General features: G+C 59.4%; 26 protein-coding genes and 1 tRNA gene. 14 read left to right on the plus strand and 13 right to left on the minus strand.

Annotated features, from left to right (window positions below; all coding sequences use genetic code 11):
- Positions 1-506: 506 nt before the first annotated feature.
- Positions 507-947: a hypothetical protein gene (locus AC1DKH_RS13770; RefSeq protein WP_477752637.1), complete on the minus strand. Its 441-nt coding sequence runs from the start codon at positions 945-947 to the stop codon at positions 507-509.
- On the opposite strand from AC1DKH_RS13770, the gene trmL reads away from it, so the two are divergent.
- On the plus strand, positions 946-1,401 hold the full coding sequence (gene trmL / locus AC1DKH_RS13775) for a tRNA (uridine(34)/cytosine(34)/5-carboxymethylaminomethyluridine(34)-2'-O)-methyltransferase TrmL (RefSeq protein WP_090452600.1): 456 nt from the start codon (positions 946-948) through the stop codon (positions 1,399-1,401). The genes AC1DKH_RS13770 and trmL overlap by 2 nt on opposite strands.
- Here trmL and AC1DKH_RS13780 read toward each other — a convergent pair.
- The 4 genes from AC1DKH_RS13780 to AC1DKH_RS13795 are packed head-to-tail and all read right to left on the minus strand — an operon-like array spanning position 1,394 to position 2,788.
- A complete protein-coding gene (locus AC1DKH_RS13780) occupies positions 1,394-1,558 on the minus strand; it encodes a hypothetical protein (protein WP_477798427.1) in 165 nt (54 codons plus the stop codon). The genes trmL and AC1DKH_RS13780 overlap by 8 nt on opposite strands.
- 18 nt (positions 1,559-1,576) lie before the next feature.
- Positions 1,577-2,062, minus strand: coding sequence for a protein-export chaperone SecB (gene secB / locus AC1DKH_RS13785; protein WP_477752639.1), 486 nt, complete (start codon positions 2,060-2,062; stop codon positions 1,577-1,579).
- 56 nt (positions 2,063-2,118) lie between these two features.
- The gene (gene grxC / locus AC1DKH_RS13790; RefSeq protein WP_108216188.1) at positions 2,119-2,373 is read right to left on the minus strand and encodes a glutaredoxin 3; all 255 of its coding nucleotides are present in this window, start codon (positions 2,371-2,373) and stop codon (positions 2,119-2,121) included.
- Position 2,374: 1 nt separating this feature from the next.
- Entirely contained in the window at positions 2,375-2,788 is a 414-nt protein-coding gene (locus AC1DKH_RS13795) for a rhodanese-like domain-containing protein (RefSeq protein WP_007989216.1), read from the minus strand.
- Positions 2,789-2,940: 152 nt separating this feature from the next.
- Between AC1DKH_RS13795 and gpmI the strand changes: the two genes are divergently transcribed.
- The 4 genes from gpmI to AC1DKH_RS13815 all read left to right on the plus strand — a co-directional run bounded on the left by gpmI (position 2,941) and on the right by AC1DKH_RS13815 (position 8,126).
- Complete coding sequence (gene gpmI / locus AC1DKH_RS13800) at positions 2,941-4,470, plus strand: 2,3-bisphosphoglycerate-independent phosphoglycerate mutase (RefSeq protein WP_477752640.1); 1,530 nt, start codon at positions 2,941-2,943, stop codon at positions 4,468-4,470.
- A 228-nt stretch (positions 4,471-4,698) separates the two neighbouring features.
- On the plus strand, positions 4,699-5,994 hold the full coding sequence (locus AC1DKH_RS13805; RefSeq protein WP_477752641.1) for a murein hydrolase activator EnvC family protein: 1,296 nt from the start codon (positions 4,699-4,701) through the stop codon (positions 5,992-5,994).
- Between the two features lie 34 nt (positions 5,995-6,028).
- Positions 6,029-7,348, plus strand: coding sequence for a S41 family peptidase (locus AC1DKH_RS13810; RefSeq protein WP_477752642.1), 1,320 nt, complete (start codon positions 6,029-6,031; stop codon positions 7,346-7,348).
- 1 nt (position 7,349) lies between these two features.
- Positions 7,350-8,126 carry a divergent polysaccharide deacetylase family protein gene (locus AC1DKH_RS13815; RefSeq protein WP_477798428.1) on the plus strand — a complete coding sequence of 259 codons (777 nt, stop codon included), beginning with the start codon at positions 7,350-7,352 and terminating at the stop codon, positions 8,124-8,126.
- A gap of 144 nt (positions 8,127-8,270) precedes the next feature.
- On the opposite strand, the gene AC1DKH_RS13820 is transcribed toward AC1DKH_RS13815, so the two are convergent.
- The 7 genes from AC1DKH_RS13820 to AC1DKH_RS13850 all read right to left on the minus strand — a co-directional run bounded on the left by AC1DKH_RS13820 (position 8,271) and on the right by AC1DKH_RS13850 (position 14,096).
- Complete coding sequence (locus AC1DKH_RS13820) at positions 8,271-9,026, minus strand: substrate-binding periplasmic protein (RefSeq protein WP_477798429.1); 756 nt, start codon at positions 9,024-9,026, stop codon at positions 8,271-8,273.
- 72 nt (positions 9,027-9,098) lie between these two features.
- Positions 9,099-9,869: an imidazole glycerol phosphate synthase subunit HisF gene (hisF, locus tag AC1DKH_RS13825; protein WP_110659523.1), complete on the minus strand. Its 771-nt coding sequence runs from the start codon at positions 9,867-9,869 to the stop codon at positions 9,099-9,101.
- 10 nt (positions 9,870-9,879) lie between these two features.
- Entirely contained in the window at positions 9,880-10,617 is a 738-nt protein-coding gene (gene hisA, locus AC1DKH_RS13830; RefSeq protein WP_020795736.1) for a 1-(5-phosphoribosyl)-5-[(5-phosphoribosylamino)methylideneamino]imidazole-4-carboxamide isomerase, read from the minus strand.
- A 42-nt stretch (positions 10,618-10,659) separates the two neighbouring features.
- Positions 10,660-10,917 (minus strand): DUF2164 domain-containing protein, encoded by a 258-nt coding sequence (locus tag AC1DKH_RS13835; protein ID WP_093227621.1) that lies wholly within the window; start codon positions 10,915-10,917, stop codon positions 10,660-10,662.
- Complete coding sequence (gene hisH, locus AC1DKH_RS13840) at positions 10,918-11,556, minus strand: imidazole glycerol phosphate synthase subunit HisH (RefSeq protein ID WP_057712412.1); 639 nt, start codon at positions 11,554-11,556, stop codon at positions 10,918-10,920. It abuts the gene before it with no gap.
- Complete coding sequence (hisB, locus tag AC1DKH_RS13845) at positions 11,556-12,149, minus strand: imidazoleglycerol-phosphate dehydratase HisB (RefSeq protein ID WP_003218037.1); 594 nt, start codon at positions 12,147-12,149, stop codon at positions 11,556-11,558. Before hisB ends, hisH begins: the two co-directional genes overlap by 1 nt.
- A 282-nt stretch (positions 12,150-12,431) precedes the next feature.
- Positions 12,432-14,096, minus strand: coding sequence for an OFA family MFS transporter (locus tag AC1DKH_RS13850; protein WP_477798430.1), 1,665 nt, complete (start codon positions 14,094-14,096; stop codon positions 12,432-12,434).
- A gap of 231 nt (positions 14,097-14,327) precedes the next feature.
- Between AC1DKH_RS13850 and panM the strand changes: the two genes are divergently transcribed.
- The 7 genes from panM to AC1DKH_RS13885 all read left to right on the plus strand — a co-directional run bounded on the left by panM (position 14,328) and on the right by AC1DKH_RS13885 (position 20,832).
- Positions 14,328-14,732, plus strand: coding sequence for an aspartate 1-decarboxylase autocleavage activator PanM (gene panM / locus AC1DKH_RS13855; protein WP_477798431.1), 405 nt, complete (start codon positions 14,328-14,330; stop codon positions 14,730-14,732).
- Positions 14,733-14,810: 78 nt separating this feature from the next.
- The gene (locus AC1DKH_RS13860; protein ID WP_477798432.1) at positions 14,811-17,042 is read left to right on the plus strand and encodes an AsmA family protein; all 2,232 of its coding nucleotides are present in this window, start codon (positions 14,811-14,813) and stop codon (positions 17,040-17,042) included.
- On the plus strand, positions 17,039-18,106 hold the full coding sequence (gene mutY / locus AC1DKH_RS13865) for an A/G-specific adenine glycosylase (protein WP_477798433.1): 1,068 nt from the start codon (positions 17,039-17,041) through the stop codon (positions 18,104-18,106). The genes AC1DKH_RS13860 and mutY overlap by 4 nt, the downstream gene beginning before the upstream one ends.
- Positions 18,103-18,375 carry an oxidative damage protection protein gene (locus tag AC1DKH_RS13870; RefSeq protein WP_477752649.1) on the plus strand — a complete coding sequence of 91 codons (273 nt, stop codon included), beginning with the start codon at positions 18,103-18,105 and terminating at the stop codon, positions 18,373-18,375. The genes mutY and AC1DKH_RS13870 overlap by 4 nt, the downstream gene beginning before the upstream one ends.
- 103 nt (positions 18,376-18,478) lie before the next feature.
- Positions 18,479-18,554, plus strand: a tRNA-Phe gene (locus AC1DKH_RS13875).
- A gap of 315 nt (positions 18,555-18,869) precedes the next feature.
- Positions 18,870-19,949 (plus strand): hypothetical protein, encoded by a 1,080-nt coding sequence (locus AC1DKH_RS13880; protein WP_477798434.1) that lies wholly within the window; start codon positions 18,870-18,872, stop codon positions 19,947-19,949.
- 76 nt (positions 19,950-20,025) lie between these two features.
- Positions 20,026-20,832, plus strand: coding sequence for a TSUP family transporter (locus AC1DKH_RS13885; RefSeq protein ID WP_477798435.1), 807 nt, complete (start codon positions 20,026-20,028; stop codon positions 20,830-20,832).
- 29 nt (positions 20,833-20,861) lie between these two features.
- Here the strand turns inward: AC1DKH_RS13885 and AC1DKH_RS13890 are convergent, their stop codons facing one another.
- Entirely contained in the window at positions 20,862-21,311 is a 450-nt protein-coding gene (locus AC1DKH_RS13890) for a carboxypeptidase regulatory-like domain-containing protein (RefSeq protein ID WP_477752652.1), read from the minus strand.
- Positions 21,312-21,564: 253 nt separating this feature from the next.
- Between AC1DKH_RS13890 and AC1DKH_RS13895 the strand changes: the two genes are divergently transcribed.
- Together AC1DKH_RS13895 and AC1DKH_RS13900 are read left to right on the plus strand one after the other, a co-directional pair.
- A complete protein-coding gene (locus tag AC1DKH_RS13895; RefSeq protein ID WP_477798436.1) occupies positions 21,565-22,623 on the plus strand; it encodes a PDDEXK nuclease domain-containing protein in 1,059 nt (352 codons plus the stop codon).
- A 68-nt stretch (positions 22,624-22,691) separates the two neighbouring features.
- Positions 22,692-23,666 (plus strand): alpha/beta hydrolase family protein, encoded by a 975-nt coding sequence (locus tag AC1DKH_RS13900; protein WP_477798437.1) that lies wholly within the window; start codon positions 22,692-22,694, stop codon positions 23,664-23,666.
- The last annotated feature ends 22 nt before the right edge of the window (positions 23,667-23,688 follow it).

A 23,688-nucleotide genomic window follows, 5' to 3' on the forward strand; every position in this document is an offset into this window, starting at 1 on the left:
CTCCCACAGTGGATTTTCGGTGTTTTCACTATCGTGTAGACACCATCGAACCCTGTGGGAGCGAGCTTGCTCGCGATGCTTTTTGGGTTGTCAGTGCACCGCCGCAATGCACCGTGAACCGCAATCGCGCACAAAAACAGCGTCGAAACCCTGCCTGCGTTCGCAATCGAACCCCTATCGCAAAAACACGAAAGCCCCGGATTACGGGGCTTTCGGCGTTTATACGCAGCTTTCTGTTTCAACTTGTTAAAACCTGGCACGCCCCCTGCAATAACCCTATCAAGTGAATCAGTTCACCTACCCGGTTTCGGGGACCTTGGTACAGGCAGGCCGGGGATTCCCCTCTTTACACCGGGCTCACACCGCATCCGCGACGAGCCCAGCCGTTTTGGGGCCCTTGATACAGGCAGGTCAGGGGTTCCTTCTTTACACCAGGCTCAAACCGCACTCGCGACGAGCCTCCCGTTTCGGGAACCTTGGTACAGGCAGGCCGGGGATTCCCTCTTTTATTGCTCCCGGAGATGGATCTCCAGCCGCCAGCGGTCATCGACCTCGCTACCGGCCCACTCGCCCTGCAGGGGCCGGGCCGCCACCAGTGTCAGCAACACCCCCCCATCGCTCAAACGTACCCGCCAGTTCACGTCCTTGCCGCCGAGCTTGAGCTGGCCTTTCTGCGCCTTGCCCTCGGCGCCAAACAGCAGCGCAACACTGCCCTCAACCATCTCGCCGTGGGTCTTGGGTTCGTTGTTGAACCACACCACCAGCCCGTCGCTCGTCACCTCAACCTGCTGCAACTGGCTGGGGTCTGGCGTGGTCAGCCGACCGATCATCATCCCGACCATCACCCCGACAATCGCCAGCGAGCCCATCACCCGCAGGAATAGTTTCGAACGCACGCCTTCTGGCGGCGTAGAATGCGCGTCATCTTTACCTTCGGAGCCGTGCATGTTTCACGTCATCCTTTTCCAACCAGAAATTCCGCCGAATACCGGCAACGTTATCAGGCTGTGCGCCAACAGTGGCTGCCACCTGCATTTGATCGAACCGCTGGGCTTCGAGATGGACGACAAGCGCCTGCGCCGGGCCGGCCTCGATTACCACGAGTATGCCACCCTGCAACGCCATGCCGACCTTGCCAGCTGCCTGGAAAGCCTCGGCCATCCACGACTGTTCGCTTTCACCACCAAGGGTTCGCGGCCGTTCCACGACGCCAGCTTCGCCCCGGGCGATGCGTTCCTGTTCGGTCCGGAAAGCCGGGGCTTGCCCGCCGAGGTGCTGGACGCCCTGCCCGGCGAGCAACGCCTGCGCCTGCCGATGCGCGAGGGCTGCCGCAGCCTGAATCTGTCCAATACCGTGGCGGTGGCCGTGTACGAAGCCTGGCGTCAGAACGACTTCAAATAACACCATGACCCAATGTAGGAGCTGCCGCAGGCTGCGATCTTTTGATCTTGAAAATCAAAATCAAAATCAAAATCAAAAGATCGCAGCCTGCGGCAGCTCCTACATGAAGGTTTCGTTTACCCCATGAAAAAAGCGCCGTCAAAGGCGCTTTTTTCATGGGCCAAACGAAGCTTCTTTATTGAACGGTTGGAGCGTCGCCAGCAGCCTGCATGCGTTGCAGCTCTTGCGCGTACAGCGCATCGAAGTTCACCGGAGCCAGCATCAGTGCCGGGAACGAACCGCGGGTCACCAGGCTGTCCAGGGTTTCACGAGCGTACGGGAACAGGATGTTCGGGCAGAACGCACCCAGGGTGTGGCTCATCGAAGCGTCATCCAGGTTCTTGATCAGGAAGATCCCGGCCTGTTGCACTTCAGCGATGAACGCCACTTCGTCACCGTTTTTCACGGTAACCGACAGGGTCAGCACGACTTCGTGGAAGTCGGCTTCCAGCGTCTTCTGACGGGTGTTCAGATCCAGACCGACGCTCGGCTCCCACTGCTGGCGGAAGATCGCCGGGCTTTTCGGAGCTTCGAAGGACAGGTCACGCACATAAATGCGCTGCAAGGAGAATTGCGGTGCAGTTTCTTCTTCGGTCGCAGCAGTGTTCTGTTGGTCAGTCATCGCAGATCCTTCTTGATCCAGGGTTCTTTTAGGTTTGCTTGTTTGGGGTATTACCGTCAGGCCCTGAGCAGCGCATCGAGCTTGCCGGCACGCTCCAGGGCGAACAAATCATCACAACCGCCCACGTGGGTGCTGCCGATCCAGATTTGCGGCACGGACGTACGCCCGGCCTTCTGGGCCATCGCAGCGCGCACCTGCGGCTTGCCATCGACCTTGATCTCTTCGAAGGCCACGCCTTTGTTCTCGAGCAGGTACTTGGCTCGCGAGCAGAAAGGGCAGTAATCGCTGGAATAGACGACGACGCTACTCATATCACTTCACCAGCGGCAGATTGTCGGCTTTCCAGCTGGAGATACCGCCGGACAGCTTGGCGGCAGTGAAGCCGGATTTCATCAGTTCGCGGGCGTGGGTGCCGGCGGTCTGGCCCATGGCGTCGACCAGGATGATGGTCTTGGCCTTGTGCTTTTCCAGTTCGCCAACGCGGGCGGCCAGTTTGTCCTGGGGAATGTTCACCGCACCGACAATGTGACCGGCGGCGAAATCCTTGCTCGGACGAATATCGACCACAACGCCGGCGTCCTTGTTGACCAGGCCGGTCAGTTCGCCGGTGCTCAGGCTACGGCCGCCGCCCTGCATTTGATAGGCAATCAGCAACGCCAGCAATACGACAAAGATACCGACGAGAATGTAGTGGTTAGTGGCGAATTCAATCAGGTGAGCAACCATCGAAGGAGGTTCCAGGGCGTTAAAATGTCGGCCAGTATACACAGCCACTATGGTGGGCCAAACCCCGTCCGGCGGTGACGTGGCCGGAACTTCGCTTTAAACTGCCACTCCCTTTTCCATTACCCCTTTTACCTCAGCCACGAGTGGATTCCATGACTACCACGCCTAAACCTTTGGTCCTGATCATTCTCGACGGCTTCGGTCACAGTGAGAGCCCTGAATCCAACGCCATCTTCGCCGCGAAGAAGCCCGTACTGGACCGCCTGTGGGCCACCGTGCCGAACGGCCTGATCTCGGGCAGCGGCATGGACGTCGGCCTGCCGGATGGCCAGATGGGCAACTCCGAAGTCGGCCACATGAACCTCGGCGCCGGTCGCGTGGTGTATCAGGACTTCACGCGCGTCACCAAATCGATCCGCGACGGCGAGTTCTTCGAGAATCCGACCATCTGCGCGGCCGTGGACAAAGCCGTCGCCGCCGGCAAAGCCGTGCATTTCATGGGCCTGCTGTCCGATGGCGGCGTGCATAGCCACCAGGATCACCTGGTCGCCATGGCCGAACTGGCCTTCAAGCGCGGTGCGCAAAACATCTACCTGCACGCCTTCCTCGACGGCCGCGATACTCCACCGAAAAGCGCGCAGTCGTCGATCGAACTGCTCGACGCGACTTTCCAGGCCCTGGGCAAAGGCCGGATCGCCAGCCTGATTGGCCGCTACTACGCCATGGACCGCGACAACCGTTGGGACCGCGTGTCCCAGGCCTACAACCTGATTGTCGATGGCCAGGGCGAATTCAACGCCGCCACCGCTCAGGAAGGCCTGCAAGCAGCCTACGAGCGTGGCGAGAGCGACGAATTCGTCAAAGCCACCTCCATCGGCGAGCCGGTGAAAGTCGAAGACGGCGATGCCGTGGTGTTCATGAACTTCCGCGCCGACCGCGCTCGCGAACTGACCCGTGTGTTCGTCGAAGACAACTTCAGTGAGTTCGAGCGTGCCCGCCAGCCGAAACTGGCCGGTTTCGTCATGCTGACCCAATACGCCGCCAGTATTCCTGCGCCGTCGGCTTTTGCTGCCGGCAGCCTGGAAAACGTGCTGGGCGACTACCTGGCGAAAAACGGCAAGACCCAGCTGCGCATCGCCGAAACCGAAAAATATGCCCACGTGACCTTCTTTTTCTCCGGCGGCCGCGAAGAACCGTTCCCGGGCGAAGAACGCATCCTGATTCCGTCGCCGAAAGTCGCCACCTATGACTTGCAACCGGAAATGAGCGCACCGGAAGTCACCGACCGCATCGTCGACGCCATCGAAAACCAGCGTTACGACGTGATCGTGGTCAACTACGCCAACGGCGACATGGTCGGCCACAGCGGCGTGTTCGAGGCTGCGGTCAAAGCCGTTGAATGCCTGGACCTGTGCGTGGGTCGCATCGTCGACGCACTGGAAAAGGTCGGTGGCGAAGCGCTGATCACGGCTGACCATGGTAACGTCGAGCAAATGTCCGATGAGACCACTGGCCAGGCGCACACTGCGCACACCACCGAGCCGGTGCCATTCATCTATGTCGGCAAGCGCGACCTGAAGGTCCGCGAAGGCGGTGTGCTGGCGGACGTGGCGCCGACCATGCTGAAGTTGCTGGGCCTTGAGCAACCGGTGGAAATGACCGGGACTTCGATTCTGGTCTGATTGGATCTCCCAAACGCCACAAAACCTGTGGGAGCGAGCTTGCTCGCGATAGCAATCTGACATTCAATATCAATGTTGAATGTTAAGACGCCATCGCGAGCAAGCTCGCTCCCACATTGGTTCAGGGTGTTTTTCAGCCCAGTCATCACACAGTCAGAAATGGGCATTTTTTTTGCCGCCCATGGCGGGCATACTAGGCCGTCCCTTTCCCTGGTGCCGCCCGCCCCTATGCTTCGCGTCCTGATAGCCCTAGCTCTGACTTGCCTGCTCCAACCGGCCTTTGCTGACGAGCGCGCAGACACCCAACAACAGTTGGACGCCACGCGTCAGGACATTGCCGAGTTGAAGAAACTGCTGGGCAAGCTGCAGGAAGAGAAGTCCGGTGTGCAGAAAGAGCTCAAGGGCACCGAAACCGAAATGGGCAAGCTCGAGAAGCAGGTCGAAGCCCTGCAAAAAGAGCTGAAGAAAAGCGAAGCCGAGCTACAGCGCCTCGATGCAGAGAAAAAAAAACTCCAGAGCGCGCGCATTGAACAGCAACGACTGATCGCCATTCAGGCCCGGGCCGCCTACCAGAACGGTCGCCAGGAATACCTCAAGCTGCTGCTCAACCAGCAGAATCCGGAAAGATTCGCCCGCACCCTTACCTATTACGACTACCTGAGCCAGGCTCGCCTGGAGCAGCTGAAGAATTTCAACGAAACCCTGCGCCAACTGTCCAATGTCGAGAAAGATATCACCATGCAGCAGGCGCAATTGCTGGTGCAGCAAAGTAGCCTCGACACCCGGCGTGGCGAACTCGAGAAAGTTCGCCAGGAGCGCCAGCAAGTCCTGGCCAAACTCAATGACGACGTAAAGGCTCGCGATCAGAAACTGGCGGCTCGCGAGCAGGATCAGGCAGACCTGTCTAAAGTCCTTAAAACCATTGAAGAAACTCTTGCCCGCCAGGCCCGTGAGGCAGAAGAAGCGCGGCAAAAAGCGCTGATTGCCCAGCAGGAAGCCGAAAAAAAGCGTTTACGTGAGGCCCAGGCGCAGGCGGATGCCAGCGACGACGCCCCACGCAAACCGGTCAGATCGACACCAGGCGCACTGGTTTCCAGTTCCGGCGAGACCTTTGGCGGCCCGTTTGCGTCAACCCGCGGCAAACTTCCCTGGCCTGTCGATGGTCGACTGCTGGCGCGTTTCGGTGAAAGCCGTGGGGACGATGCCCGGACCAAGTGGGACGGCGTGATGATCGGCGCGTCTGCCGGCAGCGCGGTACATGCCGTGCACGGTGGTCGCGTGGTGTTCGCCGACTGGTTGCGTGGCGCCGGGTTGCTGGTGATTCTCGACCACGGCAATGGTTATTTGAGTCTGTACGGTCACAACCAGACGCTGCTCAAGTCTGCGGGTGACGTTGTAAAAGCCGGTGAGCCTATTTCCACTGTCGGTAACAGTGGCGGGCAGGACACACCAGCGCTGTATTTCGCAATTCGTCAGCTGGGTCACCCGAGTGACCCAGCGCAATGGTGCCACGCGCAAGGATAGGCGTTGAGTTACCTACATTAGGAGTTCGTTCGACATGCTGCATTTGTCCCGCCTTACCTCGCTGGCCCTGACGATCGCCCTGGTGATCGGCGCGCCTCTGGCGTTTGCCGCTCAACCAGCGCCGGCGGTTGCGCCTGCGGGCACTGCTGCGACCACCAAGGCGCCACTGCCGCTGGATGAGTTGCGCACCTTTGCCGAGGTGATGGACCGGATCAAAGCCGCTTATGTCGAACCGGTGGACGACAAGACCCTGCTGGAAAACGCCATCAAGGGCATGCTCAGCAACCTCGACCCACACTCCGCCTACCTCGGCCCTGAAGATTTCGCCGAGTTGCAGGAAAGCACCAGCGGGGAATTCGGTGGCCTGGGTATCGAAGTCGGCGCCGAAGACGGCTTCATCAAGGTGGTGTCGCCCATCGATGACACCCCGGCCTCCAAGGCCGGCATCCAGGCCGGTGACTTCATCGTCAAGATCAACGGCCAGCCGACCCGTGGCCAGAGCATGACCGAAGCCGTGGACAAGATGCGCGGCAAGATCGGCCAGAAAATCACCCTGACCCTGGTGCGCGACGGCGGCACACCGTTCGACGTGACCTTGACCCGCGCCGTCATTCAGGTGAAGAGCGTGAAGAGCCAGTTGCTGGAATCGGGCTACGGCTATATCCGCATCACCCAGTTCCAGGTCAAGACCGGCGAAGAGGTTTCCAAGGCCCTGGCCAAGCTGCGCAAGGACAACGGCAAGAAACTCAAGGGCATCATTCTCGACCTGCGCAACAACCCGGGCGGGGTGTTGCAGGCGGCGGTCGAAGTGGTCGACCACTTCATCACCAAGGGCCTGATCGTTTACACCAAGGGCCGTATTGCCAACTCCGAGCTGCGCTTCTCTGCCACCGGCAAGGACGAAAGCGAAGCCGTGCCAATGGTCGTGCTGATCAACGGCGGCAGCGCTTCGGCTTCGGAAATTGTCGCCGGCGCCCTGCAGGACCAGAAACGCGCCGTGCTGATGGGCACCACCAGTTTCGGCAAGGGCTCGGTACAGACGGTTCTGCCGCTCAACAACGAGCGCGCATTGAAGATCACCACGGCGTTGTATTACACACCGAACGGCCGCTCCATCCAGGCCCAGGGCATCGTCCCGGACATCGAAGTGCGCAAGGCCAAGATCACCAGCGAGCAAGACGGCGACTACTTCAAGGAAGCCGACTTGCAGGGCCACCTGGGCAACGGCAACGGCGGCGCCGACAAACCGACCGGTTCCAGCGGCAAAGGCAAGCCGATGCCGCAGGACGACGATTATCAGTTGGCCCAGGCCCTGAGCCTGCTCAAAGGGCTGAGCATCACGTCCGGCCGTTGAGATGCTTCTGCGGTTGCTGATCGGGCTGTTGTGTTGTCTGGCGGGTGTTGCTCACGCAGAACCCGCCGGATCGACGCCCCACAAAGCCTACCTGAGTCTGATCATCGATGACCTGGGGCAGAACCTGCCCCGGGATCGCCGCGTGCTGGCCCTGCCCGGCCCGGTGACCACGGCAATCATGCCCGACACGCCCCACGCCACCGAATTCGCCCGCGAAGCCCATCGCGCCGGCAAGATCGTCATTCTGCACATGCCTATGGATCCGGCCACCGGACCGTTCGCCTGGCATCCCGAGCTGCCCGTCGAGGAGCTGGAAAAACGCCTGAACGCCGCGTTCAAAATGGTCCCGTACACCAGCGGCATCAACAACCACATGGGCAGCCACATGACCGCACAACCAGCGGCCATGGCGTGGTTGATGGCCGATTTGCAACGCCGGCATAAATTCTTCGTCGACAGCCGCACCAGCGCCCAGACCGTGGCCGCTGCCCAAGCGCAGAAGATCGGTCTGGCGAGTGTTTCGCGGGATGTGTTTCTCGATGATGAACGTACTGAAGCAGCAATCCTGACCCAGTTGCAGACCGCGATCAGCCTCGCGCACAAGCAGGGTTCGACGGTGATGATCGGGCATCCGTATCCGCAGACCCTGGCGGTGCTGGAACGCGAATTACCCAAGCTCAAGGCTCAGGGGATCGAGTGGATTGATATCCGGCAGATGATCAGCGTGCGCGGCAATCGGGCGACGGCGGCGCATGGCAAGGATGGGGTGTACCGCTAGTATCTACACCGCAGAACCCCTGTGGGAGCGAGCTTGCTCGCGATGGCGTCGTGTCAGTCGACATCATTGGTGAAGGACAGATCGCTATCGCGAGCAAGCTCGCTCCCACAGTGTTATGCACATGGCTGAAGAGGGTGTCGGGCGTTAGAGATACTGCGCCATGATCTCATCCACCCGACCTTCCTTGCGCATCTGGTCCAGCGCCGCCTGGAGCTTGGCTACCGTCTCGTCCGGCACATTCTTGTTCAGCGCCAGGTACAGCTCGGCACTGTTGAAACGCAGTACGGTTTTCAACCCGTTAACCCCTTCCTGGCGCGCCAGATAGCGTCCGGCCGGGTCACCGGTGGCCCACAGGTCGATCTGGCCGTTGACCAGTTTTTTCGCGTTGTCCTGATCACGCAGCACAACGATCGGGTTGAGGCCTTGCTTGGCCAGCGTCTCGGCAATGGCGTCGCCCTTGTAGGCGCCGATCTTGTACTTGCGCGCGTCACTCAAGGTTTCGAGGGTGATCGTGCTGTCAGCCTTGGCCAACATGATCCAGTCGTCCGGACCAATTGGGCCGACCCATTTGAACAGCTTCTCGCGATCCGGCAACCGCGCCATGACGAATACGCCGTAACCGGGTTTTTCCAGGGTGAGTTTGTAGATTCGTTCCCAAGGGAAACGCAGCGTCAGGCTGTAGGTAATGTCGGCGCGCTTGAAGATCTCGCGGACGATATCGGTGGCGATGCCATTGATGTTCTCGTCCTGAGCGAAGTTCTTGCCGTTCTTCGCCATGTTGTATGGCGGGAAGTTTTCCGTCAGCAACACTAGGTCGGTATCGGAATGGTCTGCAGCATGTGCCCCGTTAATGAGCAACAGAGAAGCGCTGGCGAGAACGAGTAGAAAGCGTTTAAGCATGTCTGGCTACCGAAATCCATGGCGTACCCAAGAGTGCCTTGGGCCCGCCATGATGTCCACTAGCCTGTATGTTTAGCGCATCACTATTCCGCGATGGGCCATATAGGCCTTGGCTTCCTGCACGGTGTATTCGCCGAAGTGGAAAATACTTGCCGCCAGTACCGCACTGGCGTGGCCTTCGATAATGCCGTCGGCCAGGTGCTGCAGGTTGCCGACACCGCCGGAGGCAATCACCGGAATGCCCAGCGCATCGCTGATGGCGCGGGTGACGCCCAAGTCGAAGCCGTTTTTCATGCCGTCCTGGTCCATGCTGGTCAGCAGGATCTCACCGGCACCCAGGCCTTCCATTTTCTTCGCCCACTCAACGGCGTCGAGACCGGTTGGCTTGCGACCGCCATGGGTGAAGATTTCCCAGCGCGGAGTTTCGCCCGGAGCGGAAACCTTCTTCGCATCGATGGCTACCACTATGCATTGCGAACCGAAATGCTGTGCGGCTTCGCCAACGAATTCCGGGTTGAATACCGCGGCGGTGTTGATCGAAACCTTGTCTGCGCCAGCATTGAGCAGGTTGCGGATGTCCTGCACGGTACGCACGCCACCGCCCACGGTCAGTGGGATGAACACCTGGCTGGCCATGCGTTCGACGGTGTGCAGCGTGGTGTCGCGGCCGTCGACGCTGGCGGTGATGTCGAGAAAGGTAATCTCGTCGGCGCCCTGCTCGTCGTAGCGACGAGCAATTTCCACCGGGTCACCGGCGTCGCGGATGTTTTCGAACTTCACACCCTTGACCACCCGGCCGTTGTCCACGTCCAGGCAAGGGATAATGCGTTTGGCCAGGGCCATGGTCGTTTCCTCAGCCTTTGTACGAATCGCAGAAAGCTTGCGCTTCGGCGACATCGAGGGTGCCTTCGTAGATCGCACGGCCGGTAATGGCGCCGATGATGCCTGGCGCTTTGGCGTCGAGCAGGGTCTTGATGTCACCCAGGTTGTGGATGCCGCCGGAAGCGATCACCGGGATCTTTGTTGCGGCAGCCAGTGCGGCGGTAAACGGTACGTTGCAGCCCTGCATCATGCCGTCTTTGGCAATGTCGGTATAAACGATGGCGGACACGCCGTCGGCTTCGAACTGCTTGGCCAGGTCGATCACCTGGATGGTGCTGATTTCAGCCCAACCGTCGGTAGCAACGAAACCGTCCTTGGCGTCCAGGCCGACGATCACCTTGCCCGGGAACGCGCGGCAGGCTTCTGCAACGAAGGCCGGATCTTTCACGGCCTTGGTGCCGATGATCACGTAGCTCACGCCGGCTTTCACGTAGTGTTCGATGGTTTCCAGGGAACGGATACCGCCGCCGATCTGGATCGGCAGGTTCGGGTAGCGCCTGGCAATGGCCGTCACCACTTCGCCGTTGACCGGCTGGCCTTCGAACGCGCCGTTCAGGTCGACCAGATGCAGACGGCGGCAACCGCCCTCCACCCACTTGGCAGCCATGCTCACCGGGTCATCGGAGAACACCGTGGAATCTTCCATGCGGCCCTGGCGCAGACGAACACAGGCACCGTCTTTAAGATCGATAGCGGGAATAATCAGCATCTGGCAAACCTTCAAATTTGAATGTTCAGCTTGGCTCGGAAATCAGTTTTTCTCGAGCGCCCACAGGTCGCTTTCGATGCTTTCGAACCTCTCTTTGAGGTGCGCCTGCACATCGAAAATCGCCCTGTTGTAATAGTGCGGAGCAATTTCACGGGTAAACAGCTCAAGAATCTCCGCTGCCTCGAACGAGCCGAGGTCGAGTTCGAAGCGGTCTTCCATGAAACGCTTGATCTTGCGATTGGCCTCGCTCTCCTGCTCGGGAGTGAGGGTTAGAATCGGCGGCTTTTTCTTGATTGCCATTTACCAGCGACCGTCCCACGCAGCGAAGTTCTGCAGCAATTGCAGGCCATGGGTATGGCTTTTCTCCGGGTGGAACTGCACGGCGAAACGCGAGCCTTCGGCCAGCGCCGCGGCGAAATCGACACCGTAGTGACCGCCCCCCACCACCTGCCGCGCGTTGGCGGCAGCGATGTAGTAGCTATGCACGAAGTAGAACCGCGCCAGGTCCGGAATGTCGTGCCACAGCGGGTGACTGACCTTCTGCTTCACTTCGTTCCAGCCCATGTGCGGGACTTTCAGGTGTTCGCCGTCTTCATGCAGGTCTTTGCCGAAGAACTTCACCGCCCCCGGAAACAGGCCGATGCAGTCGACGCCGTCGTTCTCTTCGCTGGTGTCGAGCAAGGCTTGCATGCCCACGCAGATGCCGAGGAACGGACGGTCCTGGCTGACTTCACGTACCAGCGAATCGAAGCCGAGGCGACGGATCTCCGCCATGCAGTCGCGAATCGCGCCAACGCCGGGGAAAACCACCCGGTCGGCTTCGCGAATCACGTTCGCATCGCTGGTGATCAGCACCTTGCCGGCACCGACGTGCTCGAGGGCCTTGGCCACCGAGTGCAGGTTGCCCATGCCGTAATCGATAACCGCGACTGTCTGCATTACAGGACGCCCTTGGTCGATGGCATTTGCCCGGCCATGCGGTCATCGAGCTCGACGGCCATGCGCAGGGCGCGGCCGAAAGCCTTGAACACGGTTTCGATCTGGTGGTGGGTGTTGGTGCCACGCAGGTTGTCGATGTGCAGGCTGACCAAAGCATGGTTGACGAAGCCCTGGAAGAATTCCTGGAACAGGTCAACGTCGAAGCCACCGACGGTGGCGCGGGTGTACGGAACATGCATCTGCAGGCCTGGACGGCCGGAGAAGTCGATCACCACGCGCGACAGCGCTTCATCGAGCGGCACGTAGGCGTGGCCGTAGCGACGGATGCCTTTTTTGTCGCCGATGGCTTTGGCAAACGCCTGGCCGAGGGTGATACCGACGTCTTCCACCGTATGGTGGTCATCGATATGCAGGTCGCCCTTGCTGACAATATCCAGGTCGATCAGCCCGTGACGGGCGATCTGGTCCAGCATGTGCTCAAGAAAAGGAACACCGATATCGAATCGGGCCTTTCCGGTGCCATCGAGGTTGATCGAGGCTTTGATCTGGGTTTCCAGAGTGTCGCGCTCGACAGACGCCTTACGTTCGGCCATCACCAGCTCCGCAAAATCATTGGGCGAAAAAGGCAGCCATTATAGGGGCGCGGGCGCCAAACAGAAACACGCGAGGTGATATCCCTGACGGAGTGAACGCCGCGTCGTCAGGATGTACATGTCCGCACAAGCAAAAGATCGCAGCCTTCGGCAGCTCCTACGCCGACCGCGTCCACACAATGTGATGTGAACGCTGACCGTAGGAGCTGCCGAAGGCTGCGATCTTTTCGGGCATAAAACCAATGTGCCTGACACAACACAGGCCAGGCACAAAGCGTCTATTTAATGGAACAACACCGCCGTTTTTTGCAGAGTCACCCACACACCCCACGCCAACGGAATGCCCACCACCAGCCACGCCGCAACCGCCAGCGGCTTGGTGCCCGGCGCGGCTTTCCACTCCAGCACGGTGCTGCTGTCGGCACCTTTGTCATGGCCCAGCGCCTGTTCGGCGGCCAGTTCGGCGTCGGTCATGAAGTACTTGTCCGCCACCGGACGCACCAGCAGGTTGCACAGGAAACCCAGCACCAGCAGGCCGGCGAGGATGTACAGGGTGATGTCGTAAGCGGCGGCGCGCTCGACGCCGATGCTCAGCTGATACTCACGCAGGTAGTTCACCAGCACCGGACCCAACACGCCCGCCGCCGCCCATGCGGTCAACAGGCGACCGTGGATCGCACCGACCATTTGCGTACCGAACAGGTCCGCCAGATACGCCGGAACCGTCGCGAAACCACCGCCATACATCGACAGGATGATGCAGAACGCCGCCACGAACAGCGCGACGTTGCCCAGGTGGCCGAGGTTCGGAATCAGTGCGTACAGGGCAAAACCCAGGGCAAAGAACACGAAGTAGGTGTTTTTGCGGCCCAGGTAATCCGAGAACGAAGCCCAGAAGAAACGCCCGCCGATGTTGAACAGACTCAGCAAACCGGTGAAACCGGCAGCAATGGCGGCAATCGAAGCCAGTTGTGAAGCATCGAGTTGACCGAATGCCAGGTCATGGCCCAGCAACTTGCCACCGAACACTTCCTGCAACAGCGGCGATGCCATGCCGAGGATGCCGATACCGGCCGATACGTTCAGGCACAGCACCAACCACACCAGACGGAACTGCGGCGTCTTCCAGGCCACATTCACGTGAACATGACGATGAGTGATCATTGCGTTCGAGGCTTTTTTCGCCGGGGCAGTCCAGCCTTCAGGCTTCCAGCCGGTTGGTGGGACGCGGTAGGACAATGCGCCACCGATCATGAACACGAAGTAGATCGCGGCCATCACCAGGAAGCTCTGCCACACGCCGACGCTGGTTGGCGAAGCGAAATGCCCCATCAACGCCGCCGCCAGTGGAGCACCGACCATTGCGCCGCCGCCGAAGCCCATGATCGCCATGCCGGTCGCCATGCCGCGCTTGTCCGGGAACCATTTGATCAGGGTCGACACCGGCGAAATGTAGCCCAGGCCAAGGCCGATACCGCCAATGACCCCGGAGCCGATCCACATCAGCCAGATCTGGTGGGTGTACACCCCTAGCGCCGAAATCAGCAGGCCGCCACACCAGCACAGTGCCGATACGACACCGGCCTTGCGCGGTCCGGCGTGTTCCAGCCAGCCACCCCAGATGGCGGCCGAGCATCCCAGGAAGATGAAGAACAGGGTGTAGATCCAGCCGAGCATCGAGATCGGCCAGTCACACTGGGACGAAAAGACTTGTGCGATAAAACTCATGTCCGGTGCGCAGGCCACTGGAGCGGTGATGCCCAGCGCCTTGGACAGCGGCAACCAGAACACCGAAAAGCCGTAGGCCATGCCGATGCAAAGGTGGATGGCCAACGCGGCCGGTGGCACCAGCCAACGGTTGAAACCGGGCTTGGCGATGATCCGTTCCTTGGACAGGAACGCAGGCTGGTCGGCGCTGAAGCCGTCCGCCGTGATGCTCGTGGTCATTGTGTATCCCCAATTATCAGTAGGGTTCGCCAGCCACGGTTCACTCCCGGCCTTGATGCACGCAAGCATGACCGTTTTTTTTGGTGGAGCACCTTGTTGTGCGACAACAGGTCGCAGAAGGACGGACGAACGGGCAAAGGTTACCATCTGCAAGTGACAGAAAATCCAAACTGACATCACCTTTTGTACGTCATCTGATCTCCATCGTTTCATGACCTCACAGGAATCACCATGCCGATCATTGTCGAGCCGCTGAACCAAGCCACTGCCCAGGATCGGCAGGATCTGCAGAAGATCTACTGCGACGCCCCGGACTGGATGTTCGCCCCTTTTTCAGGGGCCGCGCAGTTGATCGAAGACTGTTTGCGCGACGGCACACTGATCGCCGGACGCTTCAACGATCGCCTGCTGGGCGCGGCCCGCCTGCAAAGGCACCAAGACGCCTGGCACTTGTCCCAAATATGTGTGCGAAAAATTACCCGTCGCCGTGGTGTTGCCGAGCGACTGGTCGCCGAAGCCCAGAAAATGGCCGCGCAATCGGGCATGACCCTGCGCTTGCTCGCGCCTGCCGGGCATCTGGAGGCACAGGCACTGGCCGCCAAGCTGAAACTGCCGCTGGATGTATTGCCGGCGTGATCACTGACCGGTCGTCTGTTCGGGGGCGCTATACTCCTCGGCTAAATTTTGAATTCGACTAATTACAAGGACTCGCCCATGAAAGCGTTCGGCAAAATCCTGGGTCTGGTACTTCTGGGGCTGTTGCTGATCATTGTGGCGCTGGGCTTTGCCCTGACCCACCTCTTCGATCCCAACGACTACAAAGACGAGATTCGCCAGATTGCCCGCGACAAGGCCCACATCGAGCTGACGCTCAATGGCGATATCGGCTGGAGCCTGTTCCCGTGGCTGGGCCTGGAGCTGCACGACGCCAGTGTGGCGACCCTGATCAAGCCTGCCGAGCCGTTTGCCGACTTGCAGATGCTCGGCCTGTCGGTACGCGTACTGCCGCTGCTGCGCCGTGAAGTGCAGATGAGCGACGTGCGCGTCGAGGGCCTGAACCTGCGCCTGAACCGCGACAAGGACGGTCACGGCAATTGGCAAGACGTCGGCAAGCTGCCGGCACCGGCCAATACCGACGCGACCAGCACCCCGCCGGCCGCTGGCGAACCTGCGCCCGAAGCCAGCGTCGCGGCGGAAAAACCGCCGCAACCGATTCGCCTGGACATCGACAGCCTGACCGTGAACAACGCACGGGTTGAATACACCGACGAACGAACCGGCAAGAGTTTCAGCGCCGAAAGCATTCAGTTGAGCACCGGTGCGGTTCACGACTCCGTCAACATTCCGCTCAAGCTCACGGCTTTCCTGTCAGCCAACCAGCCGGCATTGCGTGTGCGTACCGAGCTCAATGGTGAGGTGCGCATCGCACGCGCACTGCAGCGCTATCAACTCGAAGACATGAAGTTGTCCGGTGAAGTGACCGGCGACCCATTGCAGGGCAAGACCATGACGTTCTCCGCCCAGGGCCAGCTGGTGCTGGACAAGGCCGCCAACGTTGCCGAATGGACGGGTATCAAGATCTCCGCCAACCAACTGCGGGCACTGGGTGAACTGAAGGTCAACGACCTCGACAAGACCCCACAAGTCAGCGGCGGCATCTCGATTGCCCAGTTCGACCTGGCGAAATTCGTCGACAGCGTCGGCCAGAAGCTCCCGGCCATGGCCGAAGGCAGCCTGAGCAAAGTCGAGCTGGTCAGCCGATTGGCAGCGACACCGACCAGCCTGGCGCTCGACGACCTCAACCTGAAAGTCGACGACAGCACCTTCAGCGGCCGTATCGCCGTCGAAGACTTCGCCAAGCAATCGTTGCGCGCAGCACTCAAGGCCGACACCTTCAACGTCGACCGTTACCTGCCACCGAAATCCGCCGAGGCCAATAGCGCGACACAAGTGCGTCAGGCCGAAGTCGCCAGCACCGAAGCCAATGCCATGGCCGGCGCCGGCAGCACTCCATTGCCACCCGCGCCGACCAAGGACGCGTGGAGCAACGAACGCCTGTTGCCCGTGGAACGCTTGAGCAAGCTCGATGTGGACGCCGACCTGACCTTCGGCCAGTTGACCCTGCAAAAACTGCCGATCAATAACGCTGCGCTCAAGGCCACCGGCCAGGGCGGCCTGCTGACACTGGCCAACCTGCGCGGCGACCTGTACGAGGGCAACTTCGAAACCACCGGCACGCTCGATGTACGCCAGCCAGTGCCGGCGCTGAACCTGCAGACGAAAATCAGCCGGGTACCGGCAGAAAAAATCCTCGAAAGCCAGGGCAAGAACCCGCCGGTCAAAGGCCTGGTCACGCTCAACAGCAGCCTGACCGGCAGCGGCAACAGCCAGAAAGCGTTGATCGAAACCCTCAACGGCAACGCCAGTTTCGTCATCAACAATGGCGTGCTGCTCAACGCCAACCTTGAGCAACAGCTGTGCAAAGGCATTGCCACGCTCAACCGCAAAACCCTCAGCGGCGAGCCGCGGGGCAAGGACACACCGTTCCAGGAGCTCAAGGGCAACCTGACCTTGCGTAACGGCGTGGCCAGCAACCCCGACCTGAAAGTGCGCATCCCGGGCATGACCGTCAACGGTGACGGTGACATCGATCTGCGAGTGCTGGGCATGGACTACCGCGTCGGCATCATCGTCGAAGGCGATACCAGCGCCATGCCGGACCCGGCCTGTCAGGTCGGCGACAAGTTTGTCGGCATCGAGTGGCCACTGCGCTGCCGCGGCCCGCTGGAGCTGGGCGCCAAGGCTTGTCGCCTGGATAACGACCGCATGAGCCAGGTCGCGGGCAAACTGGCAGGCGACAGGATCAGCGAAAAAATCGACGAGAAATGGGGCGACAAGGTCGACCCGAAACTCAAAGACGCGCTCAAGGAGCTGTTCAAGCGATGAGAGCCGAGCAGTTTTCAACGGCGGTGCTGGACTGGTTCGACCGCCACGGCCGTCACGATTTGCCCTGGCAGCAGGACATCAACCCGTATCGGGTATGGGTCTCGGAAATCATGTTGCAGCAGACCCAGGTCAGCACCGTGCTGAACTACTTCGACCGTTTCATGGCCTCGTTGCCAACGGTCGAAGCCCTGGCGGCGGCACCGGAAGACGAAGTGCTGCACCTGTGGACGGGCCTGGGTTACTACACCCGCGCGCGCAATTTGCAGAAGACCGCGAAGATCGTCGTCGAGCAGTTCGGCGGCGAATTTCCCCGGGATGTGGAAAAACTCACGGATCTGCCGGGGATCGGCCTGTCCACCGCTGGCGCCATTGCCAGCATCAGCATGGGCCTGCGCGCGCCGATCCTCGATGGCAACGTCAAACGGGTGCTGGCGCGATTTACCGCACAAGAGGGCTATCCCGGCGAGCCGAAGGTCGCCAAACAGCTCTGGGCCAACGCTGAGCGCTTTACGCCGCAGACCCGCGTCAACGCCTACACCCAGGCGATGATGGACCTGGGCGCCACGCTCTGCACCCGCAGCAAACCGAGCTGCCTGCTGTGCCCGCTGGAAAAGGGCTGTGAGGCGCACATGCTCGGCATGGAAACCCGCTACCCGATCCCCAAGCCGCGCAAAGCCATCCCGCAGAAACGCACATTGATGCCGATGCTCGCCAACAGCGAGGGCGCAATCCTGCTTTACCGTCGCCCGTCCACGGGCCTGTGGGGCGGTTTGTGGAGCCTGCCGGAACTCGACGACCTCGATGACCTGCCGCATCTGGCATCGCAGCACTCGCTGGAACTGGGCACCCAACAGGCATTGCCGAGCCTGGTGCACACCTTCAGCCATTTTCAGTTATCCATCGAACCCTGGCTGGTTCAGGTCCAGGAGTCCGGCCATCACGTGGCCGAGGCTGACTGGCTCTGGTATAACCTCGCCACCCCGCCGCGCCTGGGCCTTGCCGCCCCGGTCAAAACCTTGCTCGAACGCGCGGCCGCCGTATTGAACGCAGGAGAGTCGTCATGACCCGCACCATCATGTGCCGCAAGTACAAAGAAGAATTGCCAGGCCTGGAGCGCGCTCCCTTCCCGGGCGCCAAAGGCCAGGACATTTTTGACCACGTCTCGCAAAAGGCCTGGGCCGACTGGCAGAAGCACCAGACCCTGCTGATCAACGAAAAACGCCTGAACATGATGAACGCCGAAGATCGTAAATATCTGCAGGGCGAAATGGACAAGTACTTCTCCGGCGAGGAATACGCCAAGGCCGAAGGCTACGTGCCGCCGTCGGAATAACCCCGATTTATCGGGGGTCGGAACGTAAGCGACGGTAATAATTAAATTTTTTTTGAAAACTTGCTTGACGACCCCCTGAAAAACCCGTTTAATGCGCCCCGTTGCCCAGATAGCTCAGTCGGTAGAGCAGGGGATTGAAAATCCCCGTGTCGGCGGTTCGATTCCGTCTCTGGGCACCAAATACCGAAAACCCTGAATCGCAAGATTCAGGGTTTTTTTATGCGTGCGATTTGACGAAGCACTGCTCCAGTCACCATCGAAGCGACAATTCCCACCTCCTCTCGCCACGCCAGCAAGTGCCCGTAATGGTTGCCGGGGCTGAGCCCCCAAAAGCTTCAGACATTGGAAATCGGCCCTTCCTGGCAGTCTCTTGGTTTGTCGGAACGTTCCGTATGCTTTAACGGAATTGGATGACATACGCTGATCATCGGCTCGTGCAGAATTGGAGGATAAGCTGCCGCACAGGCGGGAGCAGATACACAACAGGGAAGACAATGACTGAGGCTATTCAACCAGACGTCGAAACCGCTGAGTTTTTTACCGAACAAGAAATCAGAACGTTCAGCTTTGATATCCAGCAGTCAGCATTGCTGCACATGTTCGCCGAAGAGCTGGCCGCCATCGGCGGGCCGCAGGCACCAGGAGCCAAGTCCAAAGCCGCTTTGGCAGCCATTGAATTGAAGTTCTCGTTTTCGAAAGACCAATGCGAACTGCTGGGTGCCTACTCCGATGGCCTTGTTTCCGTATTGATCTTTGAAGGGCTGCAAAAAATCACCGATGTCAGCCCTCCCAATGAACTGCCCGACCTGACATCCCTGGAAAACCGATACGACGTTCTTTGCCTGGCCGCCCGTAATCAGATCTTGTTGAAACTGGTGGATAACAGTGCCTTTGCCTACGACATGGACAATGAAGGAAAACTGGTTCGATTGGTGGCCAACTTCAAGGGCGGCGGACTGACCAAAATCCCTGCCGAGCCGGACATCAAAGAACTGAGTTCCCACTCAGGCCTGGCGCTCGGCCCACACACCGAGGCGCCTTACTGGTGCGCGATAAACGCGAAAGACGGGCACTCCCCATCGCCGTCGTCGCTCATACTCTCCGCCCTTTGGAACTCGAGCCTGGAACCGACTTCGGTAATTCCGCTGCCACCCGTGCTGGAAAAAATCGGTGTAACCAACTGCCTCGCCCTGACTACAGGGAATTTTCAGTTCACCCGCAGTGACTCCTTCGTCAGTGGCAAGGGAGGGGACGGGCGCAATGTTTCGATACTGGAGTTCGATGACAAGGTCGGATTCGCGGCCCGTTTCAACTCATACCGATTTTCGGTCAGCGATAACGCCCCTCGCTTTGTCAAAACGGCCTACGCCGCTCTTTGCCGGAGCGTAGGCGAAGCAGCTCCAGTCGAGTACACGCTGACGCAAGAGTCGGCAATGGTCATCAATAACGTTCGAGCACTGCATTGTCGTGATCTGATCAAAGACAACAGACGTGTTCTGGTCCGCATTTTCGGACTATCGAAGTTTTCTTCCCCCATTGTTATCACAGACGACCCGTTGCGACTTCAGGGCTGAGGTCTGTCACAGCTTCAGACTATTGAATGACCAGTCAAGTAGATGACCGGCCAATAATTGTAAAAGAGGGATTGGGATGTCTTGGGATGTAATTAGCCTATTGGCGCTCGTCGCGTTCTGCGCCGGTTTTTTTGATGCCATTGCAGGTGGGGGCGGGCTGATAACATTGCCTGCACTTTTTCTGGCTGGGATGGACCCCATCAGTGCGATTGCCACGAACAAGTTCCAGGCCGCTTCGGCAACTGTATCGGCAACTGTAACCTTTGCTCGCAAAGGGATGATCGAGTGGCGCGAAGGTCGTTTCCTGGTTGTCTGCGGGTTTACTGGCGGCGCCAGTGGTGCCTTGCTGGTCAGCTCTATTGATAAGCGCTATCTGGAAGTTTGCGTACCTATCATGCTGATTCTGGTAGCCATCTATTTTGCGCTCTCTCCAAAGCTGGCCAATGAAGATCGACGCAAGAGAATCGGCATTCTGCTTTTTTCGTTTACCGTTGCGCCGATTCTTGGCTTCTACGACGGTATATTTGGCCCCGGTGTGGGCTCTTTCTTTATCGTCGGATTCGTACTGCTCTGCGGCTTGGGCATGATGCGGGCCATGAGCTTTACCAAACTTGCCAACGCCTCATGCAATCTCGGTTCTCTGTCGGTCTTTATCACCAAAGGTGTGATTATCTGGCCGGTAGCCATTGCCATGGCTTTGGCAGCCTTCGTCGGCGCTCAATTGGGTGCACGGGCCGCTGTCCGGGTCGGACCACGGTTGATCAAACCCATGTTGATCGTGGTCTGCTGCGCCTTGGCCATCAAGCTGCTGAGCGTAGAAACCAACCCTTTACGCGTTGCACTCATCCAAGCGTACGCGGGTGTTAATAACGAAAAACCCTGAGTCGCAGGACCCAGGGTTTAGAGCTCTCGTTAACTCGCATCATTCCAGTGGAAAACCAGGTTACGGGCTGCACCACTGCCAACATCGACAACGTCCTGCCGTGTTTCGCCGTTGCGCGTCGCAATGACCGTGTATTTACCGGCAGGCAGATTCACGTAAACCAGCGGACCGGCGTCGTTGAGCGTCAGTACGGTCTGCCCCGGGGCTTTCTGAATAACTACCTTCACGTCAGGAATGTATTTATTTTCCGTCCCGACAGAGAACGTCATGTGCAGGTTATAGCCGGTGGTCTGCTGGATGGCCTTGGACTCATCCTCGCCGATACCGCCGGACAGGTAGGCGATGCCGTTTTGCTCATGGCTTTGCACCTGCACCCCCGAGCTGTCGATGGGCTCAAGGCTGGCGGCAGGTGACATCGCTGGAAACATCAGCACGCCTACAGCGGTGAGGGGCAACAGGAGTGTATGGAGGTATTTCATGATGACGACTCCCGGGCTCTGCAGAACCCAATCGTTACATCCTTTGGATTTCCAGTCGGAGGGAAGGGTTCAGATTGATTTGGCCTGAGTACGAAACGTACTACGCCATTTGTTCCTCAGCCCTCGCCTGCCCTCCGACACGTCCTGCCAGCGAACCCGGCATTTCCTGCCTGTGTTTCAGTAACTCCCGGCATCTTCGAAGGGTGCTCACTTGTCATTCTCTTTCGCTGTTCAACCTGCTGCGGAAGACTTCATGACGGCCCTCACACCCAACGACACTCACGACCCACATCTCGCATCACTGCTTGGCAGCCTTGGCAAATTGATCCATCAGGCACGTCAAAAGGCGCTTCGGGCGGTCGATACCGTGCAAGTACAAACCTGTTGGCAGATCGGGCGACATATTGTCGAGTTCGAGCAGGAAGGGGCTCGGCGTGCGAGATATGGCAAACGCTTACTGGCCACTTTGGCGAAAGTGCTCAGTGCCGACTTCGGCAAAGGCTTTGACGAACGCAATCTGCGTTACATGCGGGATTTTTATCAAACTTTTCCAATTTGGAACGCAGTGCGTTCCGAATTGAGCTGGACCCACTACCGCCGCCTGCTTCGGGTCGACAACGACAGCGCGCGCCTCTGGTACATGAACGAATCAGTCACCCAAAACTGGTCAAGCCGAGCGCTGGAGCGCCAGATCAATACGCTGTACTACGAACGCCTGCTGGCGAGCCGCGATCGCGGCAGTCTCAAGCAGGAGGCCGCCACCCACATTCAGAACATGAAGGCCAGCCCTCGGGATTTCATCCGTGATCCGGTGGTACTGGAGTTTCTTGGTTTACCCAATGCCGGCAAGCTTCAGGAAAGCGAGATCGAACAAGCGCTGATCGAACAATTGCAGGGCTTCTTGCTGGAACCGGGAAAGGGCTTCGCATTCATTGCCCGCCAGCAACGCATCAGTATCGGCAGCAAAGACTTCTGCATCGATCTGGTGTTCTACAACTACTTGCTCAAGTGCTTCGTCATCTTCGATATCAAGCGCGGTGAACTGACCCATCAGGATCTGGGGCAGATGGACATGTACTTGAGCATGTACGACGACCTCAAACGTGGCGCACAAGACAGTCCCACTGTCGGCATCATTCTCTGCGCGCAAAAGGATGAATCCGTGGTGCGTTGCTCAGTGCTGGAAGGCAACGAGCAACTGCTCGCCAGCAAGTACAAGCTTGTCCTGCCGAGTGAAGAGGAACTGCGTAACGAACTGGATCGGCAATGGGCGGCACTTGAAGAACGACTGCTCGATCAACAACCGCGTTGAGGCGAACGGATTGTTCATCAACGACATCAAGACTATCGTTGGCAGCTACCCGCAAAGGACTGACGCCGATGAATTTGCAGGACACGCCTCCACCGGCCCCCACTCAAATCGAGCTGCCGCTGCCGATTACCACGCCCGGCAAACCGTTCAAGGAAACCGCTTCGGACGGTTTCATCCTCGGTGGCTTCACTTGGCGACACGCCTCTCAGGACGCCGCTCGTCCGGTCGTGATCATCAATGCCGCCACCTCGGTCCGTTGCCGCCATTACTCGCGCTTCGCCGACTACCTGTTCGCCCACGGCTTCGATGTCATCACCTATGACTACCGCGGCATCGGCGAGTCGCGGCCGGCATCGCTCAAGGGGCTTCAAGCCTCGTGGACCGATTGGGGAGCGCTGGATTTCGAGGCGATGCTCAAGCGCGCACAGCGTGAGTTCCCAAGGCAGCCTATCGATGTGGTCGGCCACAGCTTTGGCGGCTGTGCAGCGGGGCTGGGGGCGTCCGGGCACCTGATCCGGCGTCTGGTGACGGTCGGTGCGCAATTCGCCTACTGGCGCGACTATGCGCCGGCCCATCGCTGGCGCATGTTCGGCAAGTGGCATGTGCTGATGCCATTGGTAACGATGATCTACGGCTACTTTCCGGGCAAACGCCTTGGCTGGCTGGAAGACACACCCGCCGGCGTGGTCCGTGACTGGAGCTTCTCCACTGCCCGTTTCGAGAAACGCTCCAGCGCCCGCACAATCAGCAAAACCGCCGGGCAGCTGCCCTTTGCCGGTGTCACCGCGCAAACCCTGGCCATCAGCATCAGCGACGATCCCTACGGCACAATCCCGGCCATCGAACGCCTGCTCGGCTACTTCACCGGCAGCACAAACTCTCACCTGCGTATCCATCCCGAAGACATCGGCGAAGAAGAAGTCGGACATTTCGCCTTTTTTCGCAGCGCATACCAAGCCACACTATGGCCCATTGCATTGACCTGGCTGCAAAACGGCGAACTGGCCCCCGATACCCCCGGGCGGCGAGTACCACGCAGTTAGGCCTTTTGCCCTTTCAACGAAT

This window comes from Pseudomonas sp. 05L36, from assembly GCF_056398125.1.

Bases quoted from the DNA above. Each gene is read 5' to 3' on its own strand.
- trmL (WP_090452600.1), top strand. From the start codon at position 946: ATGTTTCACGTCATCCTTTTCCAACCAGAAATTCCGCCGAATACCGGC.
- AC1DKH_RS13770 (WP_477752637.1), bottom strand. From the start codon at position 947: ATGCACGGCTCCGAAGGTAAAGATGACGCGCATTCTACGCCGCCAGAA.
- AC1DKH_RS13780 (WP_477798427.1), bottom strand. From the start codon at position 1,558: ATGAAAAAAGCGCCTTTGACGGCGCTTTTTTCATGGGGTAAACGAAAC.
- secB (WP_477752639.1), bottom strand. From the start codon at position 2,062: ATGACTGACCAACAGAACACTGCTGCGACCGAAGAAGAAACTGCACCG.
- grxC (WP_108216188.1), bottom strand. From the start codon at position 2,373: ATGAGTAGCGTCGTCGTCTATTCCAGCGATTACTGCCCTTTCTGCTCG.
- AC1DKH_RS13795 (WP_007989216.1), bottom strand. From the start codon at position 2,788: ATGGTTGCTCACCTGATTGAATTCGCCACTAACCACTACATTCTCGTC.
- gpmI (WP_477752640.1), top strand. From the start codon at position 2,941: ATGACTACCACGCCTAAACCTTTGGTCCTGATCATTCTCGACGGCTTC.
- AC1DKH_RS13805 (WP_477752641.1), top strand. From the start codon at position 4,699: ATGCTTCGCGTCCTGATAGCCCTAGCTCTGACTTGCCTGCTCCAACCG.
- AC1DKH_RS13810 (WP_477752642.1), top strand. From the start codon at position 6,029: ATGCTGCATTTGTCCCGCCTTACCTCGCTGGCCCTGACGATCGCCCTG.
- AC1DKH_RS13815 (WP_477798428.1), top strand. From the start codon at position 7,350: ATGCTTCTGCGGTTGCTGATCGGGCTGTTGTGTTGTCTGGCGGGTGTT.
- AC1DKH_RS13820 (WP_477798429.1), bottom strand. From the start codon at position 9,026: ATGCTTAAACGCTTTCTACTCGTTCTCGCCAGCGCTTCTCTGTTGCTC.
- hisF (WP_110659523.1), bottom strand. From the start codon at position 9,869: ATGGCCCTGGCCAAACGCATTATCCCTTGCCTGGACGTGGACAACGGC.
- hisA (WP_020795736.1), bottom strand. From the start codon at position 10,617: ATGCTGATTATTCCCGCTATCGATCTTAAAGACGGTGCCTGTGTTCGT.
- AC1DKH_RS13835 (WP_093227621.1), bottom strand. From the start codon at position 10,917: ATGGCAATCAAGAAAAAGCCGCCGATTCTAACCCTCACTCCCGAGCAG.
- hisH (WP_057712412.1), bottom strand. From the start codon at position 11,556: ATGCAGACAGTCGCGGTTATCGATTACGGCATGGGCAACCTGCACTCG.
- hisB (WP_003218037.1), bottom strand. From the start codon at position 12,149: ATGGCCGAACGTAAGGCGTCTGTCGAGCGCGACACTCTGGAAACCCAG.
- AC1DKH_RS13850 (WP_477798430.1), bottom strand. From the start codon at position 14,096: ATGACCACGAGCATCACGGCGGACGGCTTCAGCGCCGACCAGCCTGCG.
- panM (WP_477798431.1), top strand. From the start codon at position 14,328: ATGCCGATCATTGTCGAGCCGCTGAACCAAGCCACTGCCCAGGATCGG.
- AC1DKH_RS13860 (WP_477798432.1), top strand. From the start codon at position 14,811: ATGAAAGCGTTCGGCAAAATCCTGGGTCTGGTACTTCTGGGGCTGTTG.
- mutY (WP_477798433.1), top strand. From the start codon at position 17,039: ATGAGAGCCGAGCAGTTTTCAACGGCGGTGCTGGACTGGTTCGACCGC.
- AC1DKH_RS13870 (WP_477752649.1), top strand. From the start codon at position 18,103: ATGACCCGCACCATCATGTGCCGCAAGTACAAAGAAGAATTGCCAGGC.
- AC1DKH_RS13880 (WP_477798434.1), top strand. From the start codon at position 18,870: ATGACTGAGGCTATTCAACCAGACGTCGAAACCGCTGAGTTTTTTACC.
- AC1DKH_RS13885 (WP_477798435.1), top strand. From the start codon at position 20,026: ATGTCTTGGGATGTAATTAGCCTATTGGCGCTCGTCGCGTTCTGCGCC.
- AC1DKH_RS13890 (WP_477752652.1), bottom strand. From the start codon at position 21,311: ATGAAATACCTCCATACACTCCTGTTGCCCCTCACCGCTGTAGGCGTG.
- AC1DKH_RS13895 (WP_477798436.1), top strand. From the start codon at position 21,565: ATGACGGCCCTCACACCCAACGACACTCACGACCCACATCTCGCATCA.
- AC1DKH_RS13900 (WP_477798437.1), top strand. From the start codon at position 22,692: ATGAATTTGCAGGACACGCCTCCACCGGCCCCCACTCAAATCGAGCTG.